At 63.4% G+C, this 21056-nt stretch carries 16 protein-coding genes; 5 read left to right on the top strand and 11 right to left on the bottom strand.

Annotated elements, in window-relative coordinates:
• Positions 1 to 15 precede the first annotated feature (15 nt).
• Positions 16 to 699 (top strand): AraC family transcriptional regulator, encoded by a 684-nt coding sequence (locus tag O3297_RS23170; RefSeq protein ID WP_305050320.1) that lies wholly within the window; start codon positions 16 to 18, stop codon positions 697 to 699.
• On the opposite strand, the gene O3297_RS23175 is transcribed toward O3297_RS23170, so the two are convergent.
• Together O3297_RS23175 and queC are read right to left on the bottom strand one after the other, a co-directional pair.
• A complete protein-coding gene (locus O3297_RS23175; RefSeq protein ID WP_305050321.1) occupies positions 683 to 1588 on the bottom strand; it encodes a sterol desaturase family protein in 906 nt (301 codons plus the stop codon). The genes O3297_RS23170 and O3297_RS23175 overlap by 17 nt on opposite strands.
• 78 nt (positions 1589 to 1666) lie before the next feature.
• Complete coding sequence (queC, locus tag O3297_RS23180; RefSeq protein ID WP_034784336.1) at positions 1667 to 2389, bottom strand: 7-cyano-7-deazaguanine synthase QueC; 723 nt, start codon at positions 2387 to 2389, stop codon at positions 1667 to 1669.
• Between the two features lie 221 nt (positions 2390 to 2610).
• Between queC and O3297_RS23185 the strand changes: the two genes are divergently transcribed.
• The 3 genes from O3297_RS23185 to O3297_RS23195 all read left to right on the top strand — a co-directional run bounded on the left by O3297_RS23185 (position 2611) and on the right by O3297_RS23195 (position 9465).
• Entirely contained in the window at positions 2611 to 4524 is a 1914-nt protein-coding gene (locus O3297_RS23185; protein WP_230523012.1) for an autotransporter assembly complex family protein, read from the top strand.
• Positions 4524 to 8948: a translocation/assembly module TamB domain-containing protein gene (locus O3297_RS23190; RefSeq protein WP_305050324.1), complete on the top strand. Its 4425-nt coding sequence runs from the start codon at positions 4524 to 4526 to the stop codon at positions 8946 to 8948. Before O3297_RS23185 ends, O3297_RS23190 begins: the two co-directional genes overlap by 1 nt.
• A gap of 250 nt (positions 8949 to 9198) precedes the next feature.
• On the top strand, positions 9199 to 9465 hold the full coding sequence (locus O3297_RS23195; RefSeq protein ID WP_151092380.1) for a DUF6289 family protein: 267 nt from the start codon (positions 9199 to 9201) through the stop codon (positions 9463 to 9465).
• Positions 9466 to 9736: 271 nt separating this feature from the next.
• On the opposite strand, the gene O3297_RS23200 is transcribed toward O3297_RS23195, so the two are convergent.
• The 3 genes from O3297_RS23200 to O3297_RS23210 are packed head-to-tail and all read right to left on the bottom strand — an operon-like array spanning position 9737 to position 12718.
• Entirely contained in the window at positions 9737 to 9976 is a 240-nt protein-coding gene (locus tag O3297_RS23200) for a hypothetical protein (protein WP_034753464.1), read from the bottom strand.
• A 24-nt stretch (positions 9977 to 10000) separates the two neighbouring features.
• Positions 10001 to 10153: a hypothetical protein gene (locus tag O3297_RS23205; protein ID WP_168208500.1), complete on the bottom strand. Its 153-nt coding sequence runs from the start codon at positions 10151 to 10153 to the stop codon at positions 10001 to 10003.
• 57 nt (positions 10154 to 10210) lie between these two features.
• On the bottom strand, positions 10211 to 12718 hold the full coding sequence (locus O3297_RS23210; RefSeq protein ID WP_305050331.1) for a prolyl oligopeptidase family serine peptidase: 2508 nt from the start codon (positions 12716 to 12718) through the stop codon (positions 10211 to 10213).
• 188 nt (positions 12719 to 12906) lie between these two features.
• Between O3297_RS23210 and O3297_RS23215 the strand changes: the two genes are divergently transcribed.
• Complete coding sequence (locus O3297_RS23215) at positions 12907 to 13425, top strand: hypothetical protein (protein ID WP_034784345.1); 519 nt, start codon at positions 12907 to 12909, stop codon at positions 13423 to 13425.
• Positions 13426 to 13434: 9 nt separating this feature from the next.
• On the opposite strand, the gene O3297_RS23220 is transcribed toward O3297_RS23215, so the two are convergent.
• The 6 genes from O3297_RS23220 to O3297_RS23245 form a co-directional block, all read right to left on the bottom strand.
• Positions 13435 to 14244 carry a hypothetical protein gene (locus tag O3297_RS23220; RefSeq protein ID WP_305050334.1) on the bottom strand — a complete coding sequence of 270 codons (810 nt, stop codon included), beginning with the start codon at positions 14242 to 14244 and terminating at the stop codon, positions 13435 to 13437.
• 61 nt (positions 14245 to 14305) lie between these two features.
• Positions 14306 to 14911, bottom strand: a complete 606-nt coding sequence (locus tag O3297_RS23225) for a nucleotidyltransferase family protein (RefSeq protein WP_370385441.1) — start codon at positions 14909 to 14911, stop codon at positions 14306 to 14308.
• A 149-nt stretch (positions 14912 to 15060) separates the two neighbouring features.
• Complete coding sequence (locus O3297_RS23230) at positions 15061 to 16080, bottom strand: DUF4424 family protein (RefSeq protein WP_305050336.1); 1020 nt, start codon at positions 16078 to 16080, stop codon at positions 15061 to 15063.
• Positions 16080 to 18911, bottom strand: coding sequence for an ATP-binding protein (locus tag O3297_RS23235; RefSeq protein ID WP_092608967.1), 2832 nt, complete (start codon positions 18909 to 18911; stop codon positions 16080 to 16082). Before O3297_RS23235 ends, O3297_RS23230 begins: the two co-directional genes overlap by 1 nt.
• A gap of 8 nt (positions 18912 to 18919) precedes the next feature.
• Entirely contained in the window at positions 18920 to 19666 is a 747-nt protein-coding gene (locus tag O3297_RS23240; RefSeq protein WP_070257725.1) for a hypothetical protein, read from the bottom strand.
• The gene (locus tag O3297_RS23245) at positions 19659 to 21029 is read right to left on the bottom strand and encodes a hypothetical protein (protein WP_092608970.1); all 1371 of its coding nucleotides are present in this window, start codon (positions 21027 to 21029) and stop codon (positions 19659 to 19661) included. The genes O3297_RS23240 and O3297_RS23245 overlap by 8 nt, the downstream gene beginning before the upstream one ends.
• Positions 21030 to 21056: the final 27 nt, after the last annotated feature.

The raw sequence follows: 21056 nt of genomic DNA on the forward strand, positions 1-21056 counted from the left end.
ATACGGGAGCATCGCTTGCACGACGACCGCTGGCAGGGAACCCTATGGCTGGCATCCGACTTTGCCATTTTGCATGGCGCAGCGGGCGCCACGGACAGCCACGCCCATTATGCGCACCAGCTGATGCTAAGCACGGGCGCGCCCTTCACGGCCGAGCTCGACGGCATCGTCCACACGGCGCGGCACTTGCTGATCGACAGCCTGCGCCCGCACGCCATCCTGGCTGCGCCAGCGCCCATGCTGACCATCTATGCGGAGCCGCAGCGCCTGGGCGGCGCGGCCCTGCTGGCAGCAGCCGCCAGCGCCGGCGTACCCAGCCTGGAGAATCTGGCCGCCGCGCTGCAGGCGCAGCCACGCGAGCGCTTGCCCGATCCCCGCTTGCTGCGGGCGCTGGACAAGGTCGATGCGCTGCTGTCGGGCAAGGTCAGCGCGGCCGCCGTGGCCGAGGCGGCGCATTTGTCGCTGAGCCAGCTGGAACGCCTGTTCAGCGCCCAGCTGGGCCTGCCCGTGCGACGCCTGGTGCTGTGGCGCCGCCTGCGCCTGGCCATCCGTTTCATCCTGCTCGGCAGTACCCTGACGGAAGCGGCCCACGGCGCCGGCTTTGCCGATGCCGCGCATTTTTCGCGCACCATGCGCAGCCTGTTTGGCGTGCGCGCCGACCGCAGCTTGCGCCAGCTCGACGTCAAGCTGCTCGATTGATGACTTTACGCAAACCGGCTGGCGGCTCGGGGGCGCGCACGCCCTCTTCCGCGCGGAACGGTTCCAGCAGTTGCGCCCCGTATGCGGCCGGATAATCGGGACGGCTGCCGATGCCCAGGTCCTCGCCCCGCATGCGGTAGCCCGGTGCATCGAAACGCGTGCCCAGCAAACGGTCCCAGCAGGTAAAAAACAGGCCGAAGTTCACGTCGCCGGCCGTGCCGTATTTCATGTGATGAAAACGGTGCAGTGGCGCCCAGGCGAATATCTGGCGCAGCGGGCCCATGCGCATGTCGACATTCGCATGCTGCAGCAACAGCTGGATCGCCACGGCAAACGCCAGCACGGCCATGACACGCTCCGGTATGCCCAGCAGCAACAAGGGCAGCATGCCGCCCGCCGCTTCCAGCAACAGGTGCAGCGGGTGCTTCATCCAGCCATTGAAGCCATACAGGCGCTGTACGCTGTGGTGCACGGCATGCAGTTTCCACAGAAGATAATAGCGGTGGCTCAGGTAATGCACGAGCGTGATGCCGCAATCGGCGATGACGATCGCCAGCAACAGTTGCGCCCAGAACGGCAGCTGGACTGGCCAGAATGCGCCCAGCGCCAGATGCCCGGCCAGCAAGGGAAAGGCAGCCAGGCCCAGCAGATACAGCGCTTCATTGACGAGCGCATGCAGGCTGTCGCGCCAGCCGTCGCCATGATCGTGGTTCCACGCGCCGTCATACGGCAGATAGCGTTCGGCAAGAAAGGAAGTGAGCAGGGCCAGCAGCAGCAAGGGCGGCAAGACCCAGAGAGAATAATGACACACCGCAATCAGGTAACTGGCGGCGCCGATGAAGCCGGCCCAGAACACGGGGCCGTACAGCGCGGCAAAGAGGGATTTCATGGCAAGGGACTCCTGTGGCAAAAACCACAGCTTGGCCTTGTCCCCCTCCCCGCCGCTTGAAGAAACGGCGCAAACTGCTTATTTGGCCTGCTTTGCAGCCTTTCTCGCCGCGTATTGCTGGTAGCCATTCGCGCGCAGGGCGCAGGCGGGGCAGGTGCCGCAGCCATAGCCCCAGTCGTGCAGCTCGCCCCGCTCGCCCAGGTAGCAGGTATGCGTGCCGCTGCGGATCAGGTCGACCAGGGGCTGGCCGCCCAGGTCTTCCGCCAGGTCCCAGCTTTGCGCCTTGTCCAGCCACATCAGCGGCGTTTCCAGCTTCAATCGCGTATTCATGCCCAGGTTCAGGGCCACTTGCAGGGCCTTCATTGTGTCGTCACGGCAATCCGGGTAGCCGGAAAAATCCGTCTCGCACATGCCGCCGACCAGCACCGTCAAGCCGCGGCGGTACGCCACGGTGGCGGCCACGGTCATGAACAGCAAGTTGCGTCCAGGAACAAAAGTGTTCGGCAAGCCGTTTTCCTGCATGACGATCTCGACGTTCTGCGTCATGGCCGTATCGGAAATGGCGGAAATCAGGGACAGGTCGATCATGTGATCCTGGCCCAGGCGGCTGTCCCACTCGGGCGACTGCTGGCGCATCTGTTCCAGTACGCCAGGGCGCACGGTCAATTCGATCGCATGGCGCTGGCCGTAATCAAAGCCGATGGTTTCCACGCGGCTATAGTGTTTCAAGGCCCAGGCCAGGCAGGTGGTGGAATCTTGTCCACCGCTGAAGAGCACCAGTGCGGAGTCCGTTGCTAGCATAATTTCTTTCTTTCAGTTTTATTCTGTCCAATAGTGCGCAGGGAAACAGGATTCCCCATGCAAAAAATACTTATTCGTCCGCCATCAGTTTACCTATTCCGGTAACATGCAGTCAGCATTTACTCATCTGGAGCACCATGTTTTCTGCACGACCCATACGGCATACGGCTGCCGGCAAGGCGATACGACCACGGATTTTGGCACAAGTAGTGACAAAAGTAATGGGTCAACTGACACTGGCGGCCGCCGGCAGTGTCATCCTGGCATGCCCGGCCGTCCAGGCGCGCGCGCAGGAGGAAACGCAAGAGCGTCCGCAAGACGCGGCCGCCGACACCCCTTCCACGGAAGCGGCGCCCGCCCCGCTGCAGTACGAGGTCAAGGTCAACGCACCGGGCGACCTCGATGAGTTGCTCGAAAAAAACCTGGATCTGGAACGCTTCCGCGGCAACCCGCGCATGGACCGCGAGCAATTGCAGCGCCTCGTGCGCGATACGCCCGAGCAAGCCAAAAACCTCGTCGCCACGGCCGGCTATTACACGCCCGTCGTCACGGTGCGCGTCGATACGACGGGCGCCAAACCCGTCGTCATCGTCGACCTTGATCCGGGCCAGCCGGTGACCATCGACAAGGTCGAGCTGGAATTGCGCGGCTTCGACCCCACGCCGCCGCTGGCCGCCAGCGAACCCTACGATACGGAAGCCCTGAAGCGCAGCTGGTCCTTGAAAACGGGCAGCGTGTTTCGCCAATCCGACTGGGAATCGGCCAAGCGCGCCCTGCTGCGCGAAGTGGTGCAGACGCGCTACCCGCGCGCCCAGCTGGTCGATACGCAAGCCGTGGTCGACCCGGAAACGCACAAGGTCTCCCTGCTGGTGGTGCTCGACAGCGGCCCCGAGCTGCGCTTCGGCGAACTGCGCATCGAAGGCTTGAAGCGCTACGATGCCAGCATCATCCGCAACCTCGACAAGATACGCCCTGGCGAGTACTACAGCGAATCGGCGCTGCAATCGTTCCAGGCGCGCCTGCAGGACACGGGCTATTTTGCCAGCGTGGAAGTGAGCGCCGACATGAGCAGCATCCTCAACGAGCAGATCGAGGCAGGTCAGGAAAGCCAGCAAGCCGAGGTCGAAGGTGCCAGCGCCGCCGCCGAAGCCAAGCCGGCCAACCGCGGCCCCGCGCCGCTGCTGCCGCTGGTGGTGCGCGTGACGGAAAACAAGCAGCAGAACGTCAGCGCCGGTCTCGGTTTCAGTACGAACACGGGGAATCGCGCCCAGCTCAACTATGACAACCTGAACGTGTGGGGCACGCGCTTCAAGAGCGCGATCACCATGGAAACGAAGAAGCAGGCGGCGCACGCCAATTTTTACTTTCCAACGACCGAACGCGGCTACAACGACAGCGCGGGCGCCTCGTTCGAGCGCAGCGACATTTCCAACGAAATCACGGCCGTCACCACCATCTCGGCCAAGCGCAACTGGGGTGGTACCAACCTCGAACGCAGCCTGACGTTCGAGTTCCTCAGCGAAGACAAGACCGTCGTCGGCCTGGAACAGACGCGCAGCAAGAGCTTGCCACTGACCTATGCCATCACCAAGCGCAGCCTCGACAGCCTGCTGTTCCCCACCAAGGGCTATGTCATCAACGCCCAGGTGGGCGGCGCCCTGCTGCCCGTGCTGACGGACGAGCGCTTCGTGCGCGTGGCCGGCAAGGCCGTGTATTACCGTCCGCTCGGCGAAAAGGGCGAGCTGATCGTGCGCGGCGAAATGGGCGCGCTGGGCTCGAAGGAAAAACGCGGCGTGCCGGCCGTCTACCTGTTCCGCGCGGGCGGCGACCAGTCGGTGCGCGGCTATGCCTACCAGGAACTGGGCGTCAAGGAAGGCGACGCCACCATCGGCGGGCGCTACATGCTCACCGGCAGCGCCGAATACCAGTACTGGTTCAAGCCGAAGTGGGCCATCGCCGCCTTCTATGACGCCGGCAACGCGGCCGATACCGTGAAAGCGGCCATGACGCCGAAATCGGGCTATGGCCTGGGCGGGCGCTACAAGAGCCCCGTCGGCCCCATCAATGTCGACGTGGCGTATGGCCACGCCGTCCACGCCTACCGTTTGCACTTCTCTCTGGGATTCACTTTCTGATGTCCGATATTACTACCGAGTCCCACGACGCCGCCCCGCCACCGCCGGCGAAAAAACCGCGCCGCTGGGTGCGCTATGTGCTGATCGCCGTCGCCAGCCTGGCCGTGCTGCTGGGCGGCGCCTTCTGGTTCCTGGGCCGCGAATCGACCTTGCAGATGCTGGTGCAAAAAGTGGCCAGCGCCAGCGGCGGCGAAATCGAAGTGTCGGGCGTGTCCGGCTCGCTGTACAACCGCATGCACCTGGGCCACGTCAGCTACCGCAGCAAGACGCAACACATCACGGCCAACAACATCGATATCAACTGGTCGCCATTCCAGTTCTTCTCGGAAGGCATCGCCATCAGCGAACTGCACGTGGCCAGCCTGTCCGTGGAAAGCACGGCGCCGTCCGAAGAACCATCGACCATGCCTGCCAGCCTGGCCTCGCCGTTCAAGATCGGCATCAGCGACGCGCGCCTGGACAAGGTGACCCTGGTGAGCGCGGGCGGCAACACGGTGTTTGAAAAGATCCATTTCAGCCTGTCGGGCGACAAGACGCAATGGCAGCTGGAAGACGCTTCGGCCCTGACGCCCTTCGGCCAGGCCACGGCCAGCGCGACGATTGCCGCCACGCAACCGTTCAAACTGTCAGGCAAGGCCGGCTTGACGCAGCTCACCCCCGCTGCCGGTGAAAAACCCGCCGCCCTGGCTCTGCAACTGGGCGGCGACCTGAATGTGCTGAACGTGACAGCCAAGGGCAGCGCGGGCGCGGCCACGGCCGACGCCCAGCTGGCGCTGGCGCCGTTCGACCCTGTCATCATCCTGCGCTCGGCCAGCATCCGTGGCCGCAACATCAATCCGGGCAAGTTTGACGCGACCCTGCCGCAGGCGGACCTGAGCCTGGAACTCGACGCCGCCATCGATACGCGGCCCAACGCGCAAACCGTGTCGGGCAAGCTGGCCATCCTCAACCACGCCACGCCCGGCCCCATCGACCAGCAAAAGCTGCCGCTGCGCCAGTTCGAGGCGCGCCTGGGCGGCACCCTGACGGCCACCACGCTCGAGTCGGCCATCATCGATTTCGGCAACGCGGGCAAATTCACGGGTAGCGGCAAGCTCAACCGCGATGCCGTCGACGGCCCCATCGGCAACGCGCAGCTGACCTTGCACACCGACAAGATCGACTTGCAGCACATTTACAGCAGCATCAACAGCACGAAGATCGTCGGCGACATCGTGCTCGACAGCGATGGCAAGACGCAGACCCTGCGCGCCAAGCTGGGCGAAGCCAAGCTGCGCCTGGACGTGGAAGCCACCCTGGCCGACTCGCTCGTGCAATTGCGCAAGGCAACCTTGCAAGCAGGCAAAAGCAGCGTGAATGCGACGGGCCAGATCAGCCTGAAGGACGATCAGCCCTTCAAGGCCGTGGCCAATGCCAGCCGCCTCAATCCCGCCGACTTCGGCGCCTTCCCCGTGGCCGACCTGAACCTCGACGTGCGCGCCAATGGTCACGTGGCGCCCCAGTGGCTGGCGAATGCGGACTTCACCGTACGCCCCAGCAAGCTGCTCGACCAGCCACTGTCGGGCAAGGGCAAGCTGACGGCCGATGCGGCCCACTTCAGCGGCATCGACGTACAGCTGGCGCTGGGCAAGAACAACGTGACGGCCAAGGGCAACTTTGGCGGCGCCGGCGAAAAGCTCAACTGGAATGTCGATGCACGGCAACTTTCCGCCCTGCAGGGAGACTTGCTGGGCACCGTGCTGGCCAGCGGCGTGGTGCAAGGCACTATGCAGCAGCCGCGCACGAGCTTTGTTGCCGATGCAAAAGGACTGGGCCTCACCAGCGGCAAGCGCCCTGCGCCGGACAGCGCCATCCACGCCAGCGGCGACGTGGGCTTGACGGGACCGAAAAAGGAAGCGGAACTGAAAATGACGGGTTCCTTGCAAAAGATCAACCCAGCCGCGTTTGGCGCATCACTGCCCAACGGCAACGTCAATGCGGATTTCAACGGCAACGGCCGCCTGAGCGGCGACTGGCAAGTGGCCCTCAACCTGGCCCTGCGCGAATCGACCCTGCAAAACGCCCCGCTGGCCGGCTACGCCAAGCTGTCGGCCAACGCGAAACGCATCGACAGCGTGGATACGGAACTGCGCCTGGGACCGAACAGCCTGCTGGCCAAGGGCGCGCTGGGCGGCGCCACCGACAAGCTGACGTGGAAACTCGATGCGCCGCAACTGTCGACCCTGGGTCCGCGCTTTGCCGGCGTGCTGCAGGCAGCCGGCTCCGTCAGCGGCAAGATGGACGCGCCCGCCGCGCAACTGACGCTCGATGGCCGTGACCTGACCTTCTTTGGCGACCAGCAACTGAAATCCATCAAAGGCAGCGCCAGCGTGGGCGCCGGCCAGGGCGCGCTCGACCCCATGGTCAGCAGCCTGGACATCACGGGCTACAGCACGCCCACCTTCAAGCTGGCCAGCGCCCGCCTGGGCACGACGGGCACGCGCGGCAGCCATACGGTGAGTTTGGCGGCGCGCAACGACGATTTCGACGCCACGGTGCAAATTCGCGGCAGCCAGAGCGGCGCCGGCTGGACGGGCACCATCGACAGCCTGCAAAACAAGGGCCGCTATGCGCTGGTGCTGCAAGCGCCCGTGCCCGTCAAGGTGGCCGGTCCTTCCGGCAGCGGCGTAGCGGGTCTCGGTCAGCCCGAGCAGATCAGCGTGGGCAACACCGTCATCAAATTGCCAGCAGGCAGCATCACCATGCAAAACCTGGTCAAGAACGGCCCCCGCTGGACCAGTTCCGGCCAGGCGGCCGGCGTGGCGCTGACCTACCTGGCGCAAGTGATCCCCGCGCTGCAGGCCAATGCGCGCAGCGACCTGACCCTGGGCGCGCAGTGGTCGCTCGACATGCAGGTGCCGACGGCCAAGCAGAAAGATCCGTCCCTGGCCGGCATGCTGCATATCTACCGCGAAAAAGGCGACGTGACGGTAGGCGTGGAACAGCCGCTGGCGCTGGGCTTGCGCACCCTGGATGCCCGCGTGGATGTCGCCAACCAGCAGCTGCGCCTGGCCGTGAAACTCGATGGCGCGCGCGCGGGCCAGAGCGACATCAATGCCACCGTGCAAATGCTGGGCGGGCGCATCAGCAACGACAGCGCCCTCTCGCTGACGGGCACGACCAGCATCGATTCGCTGGCGTGGCTGGCGCCGCTGACGGGCCAGCCGGGCCTGGAACTGGGCGGCGCCCTGAAAATCGCGCTGGCCGGCAGCGGTACCATCGGCGCGCCGCAATTGAATGGCGACATCAACGGCAGCAAGCTGCTGGTGAACTGGGCCGACCAGGGCTTGAAGTTGCGCAATGGCGTACTGCAAGCCAAGCTGGCCGGCGATCAATTGCAATTGCAGCGCCTGAGCTTTGACGGCGGCGATGGCAAGGTGCAGGCAGATGGCTGGGTACGCTTTGCGAATGGCGAAGCGAGCCTGGAACTGAAACTGATGGCCGACCGCCTGCAGGCGCTGTCGCGCCCCGACCGTACCTTGATCCTGTCGGGCAACAGCACCCTGGTGCGCAACGACAAGCGCTTCAGCTTCGAGGGCAAGTTCAAGGCCAACCGCGCGCTGATCGAGCTGGCGCCGCAAGACACGCCGACGCAAAGCAGCGACGTGGTGGTGCTGGGCAAGGAAGTCAAGGGCGGCAAGGAAGCGCCTTCGCTCCCCCTGAATATCGACCTCGAGTTCGACCTGGGCAATGCCTTCCACCTGCGCGGCATGGGCATCGATGCGGACCTGGCGGGCAATGTGCGCGCCAGGGTCATCAACCGCGCCGCGCCGCGCGTGACGGGCAGCATCCGGGTCGTCAATGGCCTGTATGCGGCATATGGGCAGAAACTGGCCATCGAACGGGGCTTGATCGCCTTCACGGGCGCCTACGACAACCCGTCCCTGAACATCCTCGCCGTGCGCAAGCGCCCCGAGGGCGAAGCCTTGTCGGAAACGAATGTGGAAGCGGGCGTGGAAGTGCGCGGCACGGCCCAGGCGCCGACGGCCAAGCTGGTCTCCACGCCAAGCGTGTCGGACAGCGACAAGCTGGCCTGGCTGATCCTGGGCCACGGCGCGGAAACGGCGGCCGGTGATGAAATGGCCCTCTTGACGACGGCTGCAGGCGCCCTCTTCGGCGGCTCCGGCGGCGGCTTGCAAGGCAAGCTGGCCAGTTCGCTGGGACTCGATGAAGTGGGCCTGTCGCAGGCGCAAGGGCTGGAAAGCACGGTCGTCACCGTCGGCAAGCGCCTGTCCTCGCGCGCCTACCTGACGTTCGAGCAAGGCACGAGCACGGCGACGAGCCTGGTCAAGCTGCGCTACAAGCTGAACCGCCGCATCACCCTGCAATTCCAGACGGGCACGAACAATGCGCTCGACGTGCTGTACACGTGGGCGTTCGATTGATCGTCAGACCACTCGGAAATACGGACCGCCGGTAATCAATGCCGCTCAGTGCAAACTGAGCGGCATTTTTTTATCGATGGCCAATAACGAAACGCATAGGCGTAAAAACAAACAATGGCGAAATTGGCGAAATTGGCGAAACCAAGAATACCGAAAAATTACGATAAAGAATTAAATTATTAAGATACAATCAACTCGCAGCAAATTTATGGGGATATATTTTTTTGAATTTTATAATGAAGGAAAATAGATGAAAACCAAAAAGAAAATTGCTTTTGCCGCTACACTTGCAACATTGCTGGTTGCCGCCGCGGCCTACGCCCGGCCGATGTATTCCATCACTTATTCCTACTATTCCGATCCATCGTACTCGGATCATGTAGGCGGTGCAGAGTTCACCTGCTCGGGCAGGATGATTTATTGGGGCGAACAAACACCGTACCGCTTGGAAGACATGCAAATGCCATGCTCATCCACCGGACCGGAATTGCCAGGAACTGGCCACGGCTACCCATAAAATCTTTGCGCATAAATAATAGAATATTGTGAAGCGCGGAGCAGCATGTATTTGGCATTCGTGAATATTGCACTTTTAAAAACATGAGCACCAGACCCTGGAAATGTCATGTTGTTCCGAAAATAAAGCCCGCAATGCGGGCTTTATCTTTCCAGAACTTTTAAAAATACATTCCAGGAGCGCGATGAGGGCCGGATTTTCGCGTCCATATCGCCGGGAATGATGGGGCGCGGGTGCATGCCGCACTCTTGCGGCAAAGGACGCCAACGGCTTACTCGGCCACGTCGAGCCCGCGCTCGATCATGCCTTCGACGTACGCGCGCAGGTATTGTTCCAGCGCGGGGCCGGACAGCACGTTGGCCGTCAGCGCGCCGTGCGGCGAGCCTTTCAGCACGCCGTCGTGGTACACGCGCGCAATCCAGGCCACGTCCGCGCCCTGGGTGTAATCGAGTTCATAGTCGAACGATTCTCCGCTGACTTTGCGTGTGTAGACTTCCTTGACAATTGCCATCTAAAACAGCCTTTCTTGACGAGATTAACTGGGATGCGGGTGCGGCACGGGATCGTCCTGCGGCACCGGATGCACGGGCCCCGGATGATGCCCGGGCGCTTCTTGCGGCTCCGGCGCCGGCATGGGTTCATCGACGGGCGCCGGGTCGGGCGCGCGGTGGGCATGGATGACTGACATGGCGGACCTCCCCTGCGGACAAAGGAAGACCATACCACGAGATGCCCGCCGCTGCCCTTATTTGCCTGCCGGCTTGAGGTCGGCAGCCGGTGGTGCCGCGTTCTTCACATATTTCTCCAGCCAGTTGTTGCTTTCATACAGCATCTGCATGATCGATTCGCGCGCGCGGTAGCCGTGGCTCTCGTTCGGCAGCATCACCAGGCGCGCCGTGCCGCCCAGTCCCTTGACGGCCTGGAACATGCGCTCGCTCTGGATCGGGAAGGTGCCCGAGTTGTTGTCCTGCTCGCCATGGATCATCAGCAGCGCATCCTTGATCTTGTCCGCATAATTAAATGGCGACATGGCTTGGTAGACGGCCGGTGCCTGCCAGAACGAGCGTTCTTCCGCCTGGAAGCCGAACGGCGTCAGGGTGCGGTTGTAGGCCCCGCTGCGGGCGATGCCGGCGCGGAACAGACGCGTGTGCGCCAGCAAATTGCCCGTCATGAAGGCGCCATACGAGTGGCCGCCGATGGCGATGCGGTTGCGGTCGGACACGCCACGGCGCACCACCTCGTCGACGGCAGCCTCGGCGTCGGCCACCAGTTGCGGCAGATACGTGTCGTTCGGTTCCTGCTCGCCATTGCCGACGATGGGGAACGATGGATTGTCGAGCACGGCGTAGCCCATGGAAAGAAAGGCGGCCGGGCCCCAGTAGCTGACGGCATTGAATTTGTACGGCGAACCCTTGGTCTGGCTGGCGGCGCTGGCCGTCTTGAATTCCTGCGGGTACGCCCACATCAGGGTCGGCAGCGGGCCGTCACGCTTGACGTCGTAGTTCGGCGGCAGCATCAGGGTGGCTGTCAAGTCCACGCCGTCGGCGCGCTTGTAGCGGATCAACTCTTTCTGCACGTCCTTCAATTGCGGCAGCGGATGGGGGAAATGCGTGAGGGCCGTCAATTGCGCGGCGCCCTGCTGTTTCAGGTTGCGCACATAATAATTCGGCTGCTCGGTCGGCGATTCGCGGGTGGACAGCAGCCGGCTGCCATCCTCGTCCAGCACGGCTACCACGTTTTCATAATACGGCGCGGCGCTCTGGAACAGGCGCTCCTTCTGTTTCGTCGCCAGGTTCAGGCGGTCGATGAAGGGACGGTCGCCTTCCTTCGAGGCGCCCTGGCCGTCGAGCAGGATGGAGCCATCGGCGGCGATGAGCAAACGCGGCAAGCCGGCAGCGTCGGCGCGCATGACGGGCTGACCCGGATCGTTGTAGCGGTCTTCGAAGGAACCGGCGTACACGAGGTCGCCAGGTGTGCCCGCCACGGCGGATGGCTGGTCCGGCTGGATACGCCACTGCTTGACGGCGCGCGTCTTGTACCACGCTTCGCTGAGCAGGGCCAGGTCGCCACGGCCCCAGGCCACGCCCGCATAGCGCGAAGCCAGCCTGGCCAGCACGGCCGGCTTGGCGGTGAACGGCGCCGCCTGCGTGTAGACGATGTCGCGGATCTCGACCACCTTGGCCGGATCGCCGCCATCCTGCGCTTCGGCCCACACCAGGGTGGCGGGCGCATCGACGCGCCAGCTGACGGAGCGCACGCCGGCGGACACGGCATCATTACCTGGCGGCAGCCCTTCTTCCAGCGGCAGGGCTGCCAGCGCATGCACCACCTTGCCATTCAGGTCGCGCACGTCGATCTTGTGGCCGAAGTCATGCGCCGGCACGATATAGGAATACGGACGCACGATGCTGGTCGTCAACAGATGCTTGCCATCGGGCGAGGCCGACACGCGCGAGAACTGGCCGGGCTGGCCCACGAGGCGCTGCTTGCCCGCCACGTCCAGCAAGGCCAGCTGGACGGTAATGTAATGTTCGAACAGCTGCGCATCCTGTTCGTTTTTCAGCAGGTCGGGATAGGTGCGCAATTGCTTGACGCCACCACCCGGCACGCTGTCCTGGATGGACGGGCCCGTCGGGATGCCGCTCGCCACGGGCGCCGCACCCAGCTTGGCCGGCTTCAACTGCACCAGCAAGGTCTTGCTGTCCGGCATCCAGGAAAAGCCGCGACCATACACGGCCGACAAAGGCTGGCTGGCCAGCTTGCGCGCCGCTTTCGTCTGCACGTCGAGCAACCACAGTTCCACGCCCGATTCCTTCACGCCCTTGGCAGGATCGGCAAAGGCGACGTGCGTAAACGCCAGGTAGCGCTGGTCGGGCGACCAGGCCAGGTCGGCGATGCGGGGTGCGACCGGCAAGCCGCTGACCTTGATTTCCTTCTGCGTATCGATGTCGAGCAAGCCCAGTCCCGTGTGAAAACTGAAACGGCTGGCCGAATACGTGCGCGGATTGATGCGCAAGCCCGCCAGCTTCAGTTCCGGCTGCGCCACTTCGCTAATGCTGGGCAAGGATGGCGTAGGCAGCACGGCGGCCAGGTTGCGTTTCGGGCTCAGGCTCAGGGTCGGCGCGCGCGGCGCATCGACGATGGCTTGCAGGGGCGCTGGCGGGGCTTGATAGGCACCATCTTGCGCCATGGCCAGGGAAGACGAGGCCATCAGGCCGACAGTGATGGGCAGCAAAGGCAAACGAGTAGACATGGAACTCCAGTGTATGAAGGTGGTGACAACAAGCGAGCGCACCGCACCGCTCATGGCGGCGCTTTGTGACAGGGCATAGTGCGTTCATGCCATAAAAATGTCAACATGCAACTTTGCCGTTTGACAAGCATCGTCGCCCGTCCCCATCTGGCTTACAATCGCTGTTTTACCCGTACCTGATTGCATACATGGAAACCACCACCCTCGCCCTGCTGTTACTGGTCCCGCTGCTGGTCTGGCGCATTTATTCGCGCCTGAAAAAACTGGTGGCGCGCCAGAAATCGCAGCTGTGGCGGCACTGGACCGTGGCGATCGCGTTTCCCGCGCTGCTGCTGTTCCTGGCGACAACGACGAAATTCGACGTCCTGCCCCTGTCCAGCCTGGGCGCCGCTGCCCTGGCCGGCGGCTGGCTGGGCGTGCTGGGCTTGAAGCTGACGCGCTTCGAACACGTCGGCAAGGACTTTTTCTTTACCCAGCACCGCTACCTGGGCCTGACCATCACGATGCTGTTCATCGCCCGCTTGCTGTACCGCGGCATGCAAATCTACCTGAACTCGCGCCTCGACGTGCCCGTGCCGCCGCCACCGTTTGGCCAGAGCGCGCTGACCATGGCCGCCTACGGCCTCGTCATCGGCTACTACGCCGTGTATGCGTGGGGCCTCGTGCGCTGGCGCCAGCGCAACCAGCCGCTGCAGGCGCCCGAGTAAGTCATCCCGTCAATAGTACTGGCACAGGCCGGTACACGTCGTCACCGACAGCGCTTGGCGTATCGTCGCCAGCGCCGGCGCCAGCGCCGGATCAAGGTCCTTGTCCGCATCCGCCAGGCTGTTCAGCAGACGTTCGCGCAAGGGCGGCGGCATCAGGCCCGCGTTTGCCGTGGCGTGCTGCGCGGCCGCTTCCAGCATCATTTTCTTTTGCGCCACGTTCCAGAACGCCACCTGCACGAACTGCACCACGCCGGAGTAAGCCGTGCTCGATCCCTTGCTGAAGGCGCGCGCGCGCATGCGCTCGGCCCCGCTCACCTCCTGCCCCGGCTGGTGACTGAATTCCTGCTCCATTAGACGGATCAAGTGCGCATGGCAATGCAGGCCAAAGGCGAACATGGTGCTCATCTCATCGCCATAATTGGCCAGGTTCTGCGTCACTTGCTCCTTGCGCGCCTGCTGCAATTCGGCGCCCGACAGCGGCAGCGGCAGCGCGAGGCCAAATTGGTAATAGGTCTTGCCCACGTTGGTGGCACGCTCGCACAGGGCCACGCTCTGGTTCATGTCCTGCAGCGCCGCGACGGGCGCCTGGAACAGGCGCGGCGCATCGGTCATCCGGGCAAACAACGCGGCCACGTCAGGGTCGCCCAGGCGCGGCAAGCCGCCTTGTGGCGTCGCCTTGGCCATCATCGCTTCCAGGCGCGCGCTGGCTTGCTGGAAATCGGTATAGCTGTCGGCCCAGGCGGCGGGCGCCACGAGGGCGGAGGAAAGGCAGAGCAGGCGGCCGATGCGGCGCAGCGGCGGGGAAATCGATAGGGACATCAGATCAGAAGAATACTATTGGATAATTGGTAATTATAGGCAATCTGTATCCATAGTGCATTTAATTGCGTTTTACACCATCACTTGCTTGGGAGATGATGGTGACGCGCGGCCAGCGCGCCGCATAGTCCTTGCTGGCCAGGCGCTGCGCATAGCCATCCAGGCTGATGCGCGCCGGGTTGCGCCGTACCACCATGCTGAACAGGTCATCGAGGCCATGCGGCGCGACGATGCCGATCTCGCCGTCAGGCTGCAGATAGATGCCAACCGAGGTGGCAAACTCGGGCCAGGTAGCGATGGCATCGTCGAGCGACAGCAGGGGCGGTACGGCGTAGCCAAACTCGTCTTCGAACCACAGGTGCACCCTGGCCTGGTTGCACACCTCCCACGGCACGCCCGGCAGCAAAGTGGCCAGGCGCTGGCGCAGCTGCGTTTCGCTTTCCGGGCTTGAATCATGCGCATCGAAATACGCCACGTCGACATCGCTCAATGCCGATGGATGCGCATAGCCGTGCAAGGCGTCCCACACGAGGTTGCGCACGGCGCCGGCGCCGATGCAGCAGTCCGGCAAGCCCAGCTGCGCCACGGCCTGCAGGACTTGCATGCACCATGGCGTGCTCCTGACGATGGCGCGCAGCCGCGCTGCCAGTTCTGGCTGCGTACTCACGCGCGGGTCCAGGATCGCTTCCAGGCGCGCGCCGGCTTGCTGGAAGCGGCATCACTGTCGGCCCGGGCGGCGGGCACGGCAAGCAGCGCGCCAGGGAACAGCATACGCAGTGGGTGCTGATGAGCAGCAGTTTCCAAGGCGCGTTCTTTCTATTTCGTCATCAAGTAATTGCTACGCAACGCAGGCGCCTCGCCCGTATTCTCGCTGCCATTCTCGACGTTGCCGAAATATACGTTCAGATCCTGCTGCGGGCGGAAGTTGCGCAGCTTGACTTGCAAGGTGGTGGGATTGATCTTGGTGAACGTGCCGGGAAAGCACAGGCTGATCAGCTCGTCCGGCTTGCCCTTGACCAGGTTCAAGGTAAAGTCTTCGATGCCATTCTTCCAGGTGTTGCCAGTCTTTAAGATGTACGAGACCCATTTGGCATTGACGAAGCCGCTCTCGCCTTGTTGCGCCGCCAGACGGTTCCACGTCTTGTAGAAAGCCTTGTCGCCACAATACTTTTGTTCAAACTCCTTGCCGTCGCCCAAGTAGGAGGCACCGGGGCCGGCGGCCACGAAAGGCGCATATTGATGGCGCACGCGCACCGTTTTGCCGGCAGGGAATTTCTGCCGCCACTGGTAAACCACCGTCACGGACCAGGCTGGCACCCATTCTTCGTCTTCGGACAGCTTGGCCAGCAAGCCTTCGGCGATCATGGCTTTTTGCTGCGCGGCGCTCAAGGGCGCCACCTTTTTTTCGAACGGGCTGAAGGACGGAAAATAAGCGACTTGCGCGTCCGACAGACCAAGCTGGGCCAGGCGCGCCGTCACGTCACGGCTGTCGAGTTTGGCGACCAGCACGGTCTGGTAATCCTTGCGCTTGCCGTCGACCTCGATCGAGAACTGCTGCGGCTGGCCGTAATACGTGGGCGACTGGTGGTAGCCGGCCTCGTAGGCAGGCAGCGGAAAGATGATGGTCTCTTCCACATCGCTTTTCGATTCATTGAGAAACTCGTACTCGACCTTGATCAAGTCCGGGCTGACCGTCAGCACCTCCTTTTTCATGGCCACGGCGTCGCTCTTGCCGACGATAATGCCGCCGGTACCGACCGAGCCGATGCCGTCGTTGGCCATTGCCGGCGCCGAACACGCCAGCGCGGCAGATGCCAGCAAGGTGCGCACCAGCATCACGCCGCCTTGCCCGAGACGGGATCGACCCGGCGCTGCAGCACGAAAATCGGTTGCGCCCATTGGGTATCCTTTTTCTTCTTGCTGGTGATCAAGGTCAGCTCCGACGGATCGTAGACATCCGTGTTGTGCGTCAACGGCGTCGTCATCAGGTATTGCGCTTCCGTGTTTTTCAGGAACTCGCCGACCAATTGAATGTTGCGGATATCGAGGTGGGCAAACGGTTCGTCGATGAAGACGAAGCCGCCGGAACCGTCTTCCGATTTCAGCAAGCCGATCAACAGCACCAGCGACTTCATGACCTGCTGGCCGCCCGACGCTTCGCCGTCATTCATGCCGATTACGCCCTTGCCATCGAACTTGAAGCGCACATGCAAGCCCGCCTGCGACAGCTGCACGTCGTCGTTTTCCAGGCGCACGGGGTCGGCATGCACTTCGATGCCGGCCAGTTCGCCCAGCTCCTTGATGTTCTTGCTGTACGTCTTGATGGTGTAGCGCAAGCGCTCCATGTAGGCGCCGCGGGCATTGCCCGTCGCTTCGATGGCCCGGTTGTTCTGGTAGCGGCGCTCGTCCGTCTCCGACTGGCGGCCATGCAGCTGGTCCGACAGGCGGTGGTGCTGGTCGATGACGGTGGCGTCGAGTTCCCAGTCGTCGCGCGCCAGGCTGTTTTGCAGGCTGGCCACGCGCAAGTCGACCTGGTGCGCATTCTGGTGCTCGGCGACAAGCGCCGCGCGTCGGCCCGGCCTGCGCCAGCTTTTCGGCAAGTGGCGCCATGCATGGCGCAGGGCCAGCAAGGCGCGCGCATGCTCGGCGCGCTGTTCAATCTGCTTCTTGTAGCCAAGCCGCGAACCGGCTTCCGCCTCGGACAGGGCCAGGCGCGCGTTTTGCCACACGGTATCGGCACGCGTGCGCGCCACGGTGGCGTTCTTCGTCAGGTTTTGCAGCTCGCCCAGGCGGCCGCCCACTTCCAGGCGCTCTTCCTTGAGCGGCTTCGAGTTGCGCAGCGCTTCGGCGAATTCTTCCTGGCGCGCACTGAGTTCCTTGGCCGCGTCGACGCCGGCGATGCGCGCTTTCAAGGCGCCCACTTCGGCCGCCAGTTTCGAGATCGCCAACGTCAGTGTGTCTTCCTGGCCTTCCAGGCCCGGCAGGGAGCGCAGCAGCGCTTCCAGGCGGCCGCTGCGGCCAGCCTGGCCGAAGCGGTAGCGCGACGCTTCCACGAACAGCGAGCGGCCGCCGCGGCGTTCGCGGTGGTACGCCTCGGGCGTGATCCACTCTTCGTGGTTGCCCAGCTTGAAACCCGCTTCGACGGAATCGACGCGGGAAATGCGCGACAGCTGCTCGATCAGCCAGCTAGGCACGGGCGCGGAAAATTTCACCACAGCCAGCAAGCTTTCGTCTTTTGCGACGGGCGCCGTGACCAGGTCGGGCACGATGAAGTGGCGATAGCGTTCCTTCTCGGCCAGGCGGTAGGCGGCAGCCGCATCCTTGGCCTTGTCCAGCAGAACCACCGAGGCATAACCGCCCAGCACGCCTTCGACGGCGCCCTGCCAGCGGCTGTCCGTCACTTCGACGATATCCGACAGCATGGCGTGGCTGATCCCCGCGTCGCGCAGCGCGCGGCGCATGCCGCGCACATTGTCCGGCTCCGGCATGGCCGTCTTGCCTTGCAGCGCGGCAATCGTCGCCTGCTCAGCCGCGATACGGGCCGACAGGGCGTCGCGCTGCTGGCGCTGGCGCAGCAATTCCGCTTCCTTCTGTTCCAGCTGGGCCGCCACTTCGGCGATGTCGCTGCCCGAGTCGGCCGCCAGCTTGTGCAGACGGTCCTTCTGTTCCAGCAGGCTGTCCAGCGGTTTCAGTTTCGCATTGATCAGGGACAAACGGCTCTGCAGACCAATGGATTCCTGCTCCAGCAGGGTCTCGTTCATCTGTGCGTCGGACAGGGCCTTCGCTTGCGCAGCCAGCGCATTGCGCTTGTCCGTCAGTTGCTGGTCGGCCTGCGCCATCGGTTTGCGCGCATCGCGCAATTGCCGGCTGGCGATGGCCGCCTTTTCGCGCGCCTCGTGGTACTGCAAGCTGGGCAGCACTTCTTCCAGCAGGTTGCGGCGTTCCTTGTGCAAGCCTTCCCACTGGTGATAATTGGCCACGCGCAGGCGCAAGCCTTCCAGGTTGGTTTTCGACGCCTCGAGTTCCGTCTCGAAGCGTTTCAGCTCCACTTCCGTATCGCGCTGGTGGCGCTTGGCTTCGTCGTAGGCGTCCAGCACTTCCTTGTCGCCAAACACCTGGAACACCAGGTCGAGCAGCTGGCGCGGCGCGTATTCGCACAATTTGTCCGTCTCGCCCTGCTCCAGCGCCAGCACTTTCGACATGGCGGGCGACAGGCCCGCATTGGCCAGGCGCTTGCGGTAGTTTTCCACGCCCAGCCAGTCGTTGGCATCCGTGATGTCCTCGATCTGCACATTACCCGGACGCATCAGATACTGGCGCTTCCAGTCGCCGCCGTTCTTCTGGATCTGGCAAAACAGGGTCACTTCATCGTCGCTGAAGAAGCCGGAACTGCGGAACGGGCGGTTCGACAGCTGCTTGCCCACGTTCTTGTTGTCGACCACGGCGCGCAGCCAGGCCGTCTGCTGGCCCGAGTGGCGCGCATAGTGTTTATACGTGCGGCCCATCGAGCAATCGAGGCCGAACAGGGTGCGCAAGGCGTCGAGCAAGGTGGTCTTGCCGGAGCCGTTCTGCCCCGCGATGGTGATGATCTTCGCGTCGAGCGGAATATTCTTGATGCGCTGCCAGTAATCCCAGTGCACCAGTTCAAGTGATTTGATATGAAACATGGGCGCTTTCAGTGAGGGAGGTCGGACGCGGGCTCGTCGCCGGCGTCAGGCAGGTCGCCGATGTCGGCGGACAGGTCGTCTGCCAGGTCGGCGTCGAGCAGTGAATCGCCGCTGACGGCCACCAGGCGTGCCGGCGCCCGCTTGAACACGTCGGCCAGAGCGCCATTGATGATGCGCTCTTTCAAGACGTCCGTGTCCATCATCAGGTCCAGCAGCGGACCTTCCAGGATGAAATCGCCGCGCCGCTCGATAAAGCCCAGCTTGGCCAGGGTGCCCAGGTTCATGTCCATGCGCGTCTTCTTGCCCAGCTTGTCGCCGAAGTCGGACAGCAGCGCCTTGTAGGAAATGCCGATCGACGCGTCTTCCGCGCGCGGCAACGGCTTTTCCGTGCCGAACATATCGTTCTGGTCGTCGTCCGCGTGCTGGTGCGTTTCCTGGCGTTCGCGCTTGGGCAGGATGATCTGCGCCCACAGCACTACCAGCAAGGCCACGCCATCGCGCGCCAGGCCGAAATTATTGTTTTGCCACACGTCGCGCGCGCCGAAGATCTTCGGCTCGATAGTGCGCGTCAGGGCCAGGGTGACATGGTCGGCATACACGTTGTCGAGCAGTTTCAGGCCGCAGGCCAGCAGGCGCGCATCGATCTCGGCGCGGAACAGCTCGTCGGACAGCACGCGCTTGACGAGCTTGTCGTCGCGGCGCAGGGTTTGATGCGTGAGCAGGCGCGCAATCAGGATTTGGGAATCGTCATTCATCGGCGGTGCCGCTATCTAAATCAAGTGAAACATTCAGTGAAAGCGAGGCGATCGACATGGCCGCCACGTGGGGGTCGGTCAGTTGGACCATCTCGTCGGTCGGTGTAAAGGTAATCGGCAGACGGGCCAGTTCCGCCGTCGATCCCTGCAAGCTCGCTTCGGACACGTCGCCCAGAAGCGGCAGCATCGAGGCGCGGTACGAGGCCACGGCAAAGCTGGCCGGCAGCAGCGAATCCTGCACGGGCACCGATTTCGGCCCCTCTTCGCCGATGCTGGGGAAATTGCCCAAGCTGGCGAAGTTCGACAGGCGTTCGAGCAAGTCATCGAGTTCAAGCTGCATGGCGGGTCCGTCGCTGATGGTGGTGGGCGCGTCCTCGCCGCTGGGCAGGCCCGTGTTGATGACGCCTGCCGCCCGTTCGGACAGCAGTTCCGTTTCGGCCACGTCGATCATCTCGGCCGGCGTGGAGAACAGCGGCACGACGGGCTGGTCAATGGCGCCTTCGGCCAGGCTGGCCAGGTCGTCATGCAGCAAGAGCCAGCGCTTGATGTCCGTGGTCGACAGGCCCGACTGGCCCAGGTGCACGCGCTGGCGCTCGATCTGGTTCAGGGCGCGCGAAAACATGCCTTGCATGTTCAGCAGTTTGCTTTGCGCGCGGCCAATCGCCTGCGCCGCCTTGTGCGTGGCGCTGTCCGCGTTTTCGTCGGAAGTAATCGCCACGAGAATCTCGGAACCCTTCTCGACCCAGTCGCACGCCATGTTCCACTTCGCCTGCGCCGTGCGCAAGCGGAACTCGGAACCGGAGGCGATGGCGTCGGAGAACTCTTCCGTCAAGTCCACCAGGCGCCCCAGCAAATGCTGAAGTTGCTCGACCGACACGCCGCCGACGGCTTGCGCGCCCGCCACCTGCGACAGCAGGAAACCCATTTCCGCTTCATCTTCCGTCTGGCCCAGGCCCAGCAGGCTGTCGATGGCGGACAGCACATTGCGCGCCATCGGCGTCACGCGGTACACGCCCTGCTGCGCATCCCAGGCCAGCAACTGGTTCGAGCGCAGGCGCAGCAAGACCGTTTCCAGGCTTTCCGGCAACAGATACGCCAGTTTCGTATTGATATCGGCGCGCGTATAGGCGGACGTGGCCGCATCGGAGGCGAGTTCGCGCAACACCAGCAGACGCACCAGCACGCCATCGAAACCGCCGTGGAACAGGGCCGTAAACACTTGCAGCAGGGGCTGCGCCCGCTTCAAGTGAAATACCTGCTCGATCTCGTCGGCCGAAATATTGGGCTGGAAATGCGCCTGCAAGGAATCGTGATGCTCTTGCTCTGTCTGATTTGCATCCGTAGCCACGGCTGCACTTGCCATTATATCAATCATTCTTTTCCGGATGAG

It is taken from the genome of Janthinobacterium sp. SUN128 (assembly GCF_030587275.1).
GTDB classification, from domain to species: Bacteria; Pseudomonadota; Gammaproteobacteria; order Burkholderiales; family Burkholderiaceae_D; genus Janthinobacterium; species Janthinobacterium lividum.

Excerpts from the sequence above, each read along its gene's own strand:
- O3297_RS23215 (WP_034784345.1), top strand. The coding sequence starts at position 12,907 with ATGGAAACCACCACCCTCGCCCTGCTGTTACTGGTCCCGCTGCTGGTC.
- O3297_RS23200 (WP_034753464.1), bottom strand. The coding sequence starts at position 9,976 with ATGGCAATTGTCAAGGAAGTCTACACACGCAAAGTCAGCGGAGAATCG.
- O3297_RS23205 (WP_168208500.1), bottom strand. The coding sequence starts at position 10,153 with ATGTCAGTCATCCATGCCCACCGCGCGCCCGACCCGGCGCCCGTCGAT.
- O3297_RS23175 (WP_305050321.1), bottom strand. The coding sequence starts at position 1,588 with ATGAAATCCCTCTTTGCCGCGCTGTACGGCCCCGTGTTCTGGGCCGGC.
- O3297_RS23240 (WP_070257725.1), bottom strand. The coding sequence starts at position 19,666 with ATGAATGACGATTCCCAAATCCTGATTGCGCGCCTGCTCACGCATCAA.
- O3297_RS23210 (WP_305050331.1), bottom strand. The coding sequence starts at position 12,718 with ATGTCTACTCGTTTGCCTTTGCTGCCCATCACTGTCGGCCTGATGGCC.
- O3297_RS23245 (WP_092608970.1), bottom strand. The coding sequence starts at position 21,029 with ATGGCAAGTGCAGCCGTGGCTACGGATGCAAATCAGACAGAGCAAGAG.
- O3297_RS23230 (WP_305050336.1), bottom strand. The coding sequence starts at position 16,080 with ATGCTGGTGCGCACCTTGCTGGCATCTGCCGCGCTGGCGTGTTCGGCG.
- O3297_RS23195 (WP_151092380.1), top strand. The coding sequence starts at position 9,199 with ATGAAAACCAAAAAGAAAATTGCTTTTGCCGCTACACTTGCAACATTG.
- O3297_RS23220 (WP_305050334.1), bottom strand. The coding sequence starts at position 14,244 with ATGTCCCTATCGATTTCCCCGCCGCTGCGCCGCATCGGCCGCCTGCTC.
- O3297_RS23235 (WP_092608967.1), bottom strand. The coding sequence starts at position 18,911 with ATGTTTCATATCAAATCACTTGAACTGGTGCACTGGGATTACTGGCAG.
- O3297_RS23185 (WP_230523012.1), top strand. The coding sequence starts at position 2,611 with ATGGGTCAACTGACACTGGCGGCCGCCGGCAGTGTCATCCTGGCATGC.
- O3297_RS23190 (WP_305050324.1), top strand. The coding sequence starts at position 4,524 with ATGTCCGATATTACTACCGAGTCCCACGACGCCGCCCCGCCACCGCCG.
- queC (WP_034784336.1), bottom strand. The coding sequence starts at position 2,389 with ATGCTAGCAACGGACTCCGCACTGGTGCTCTTCAGCGGTGGACAAGAT.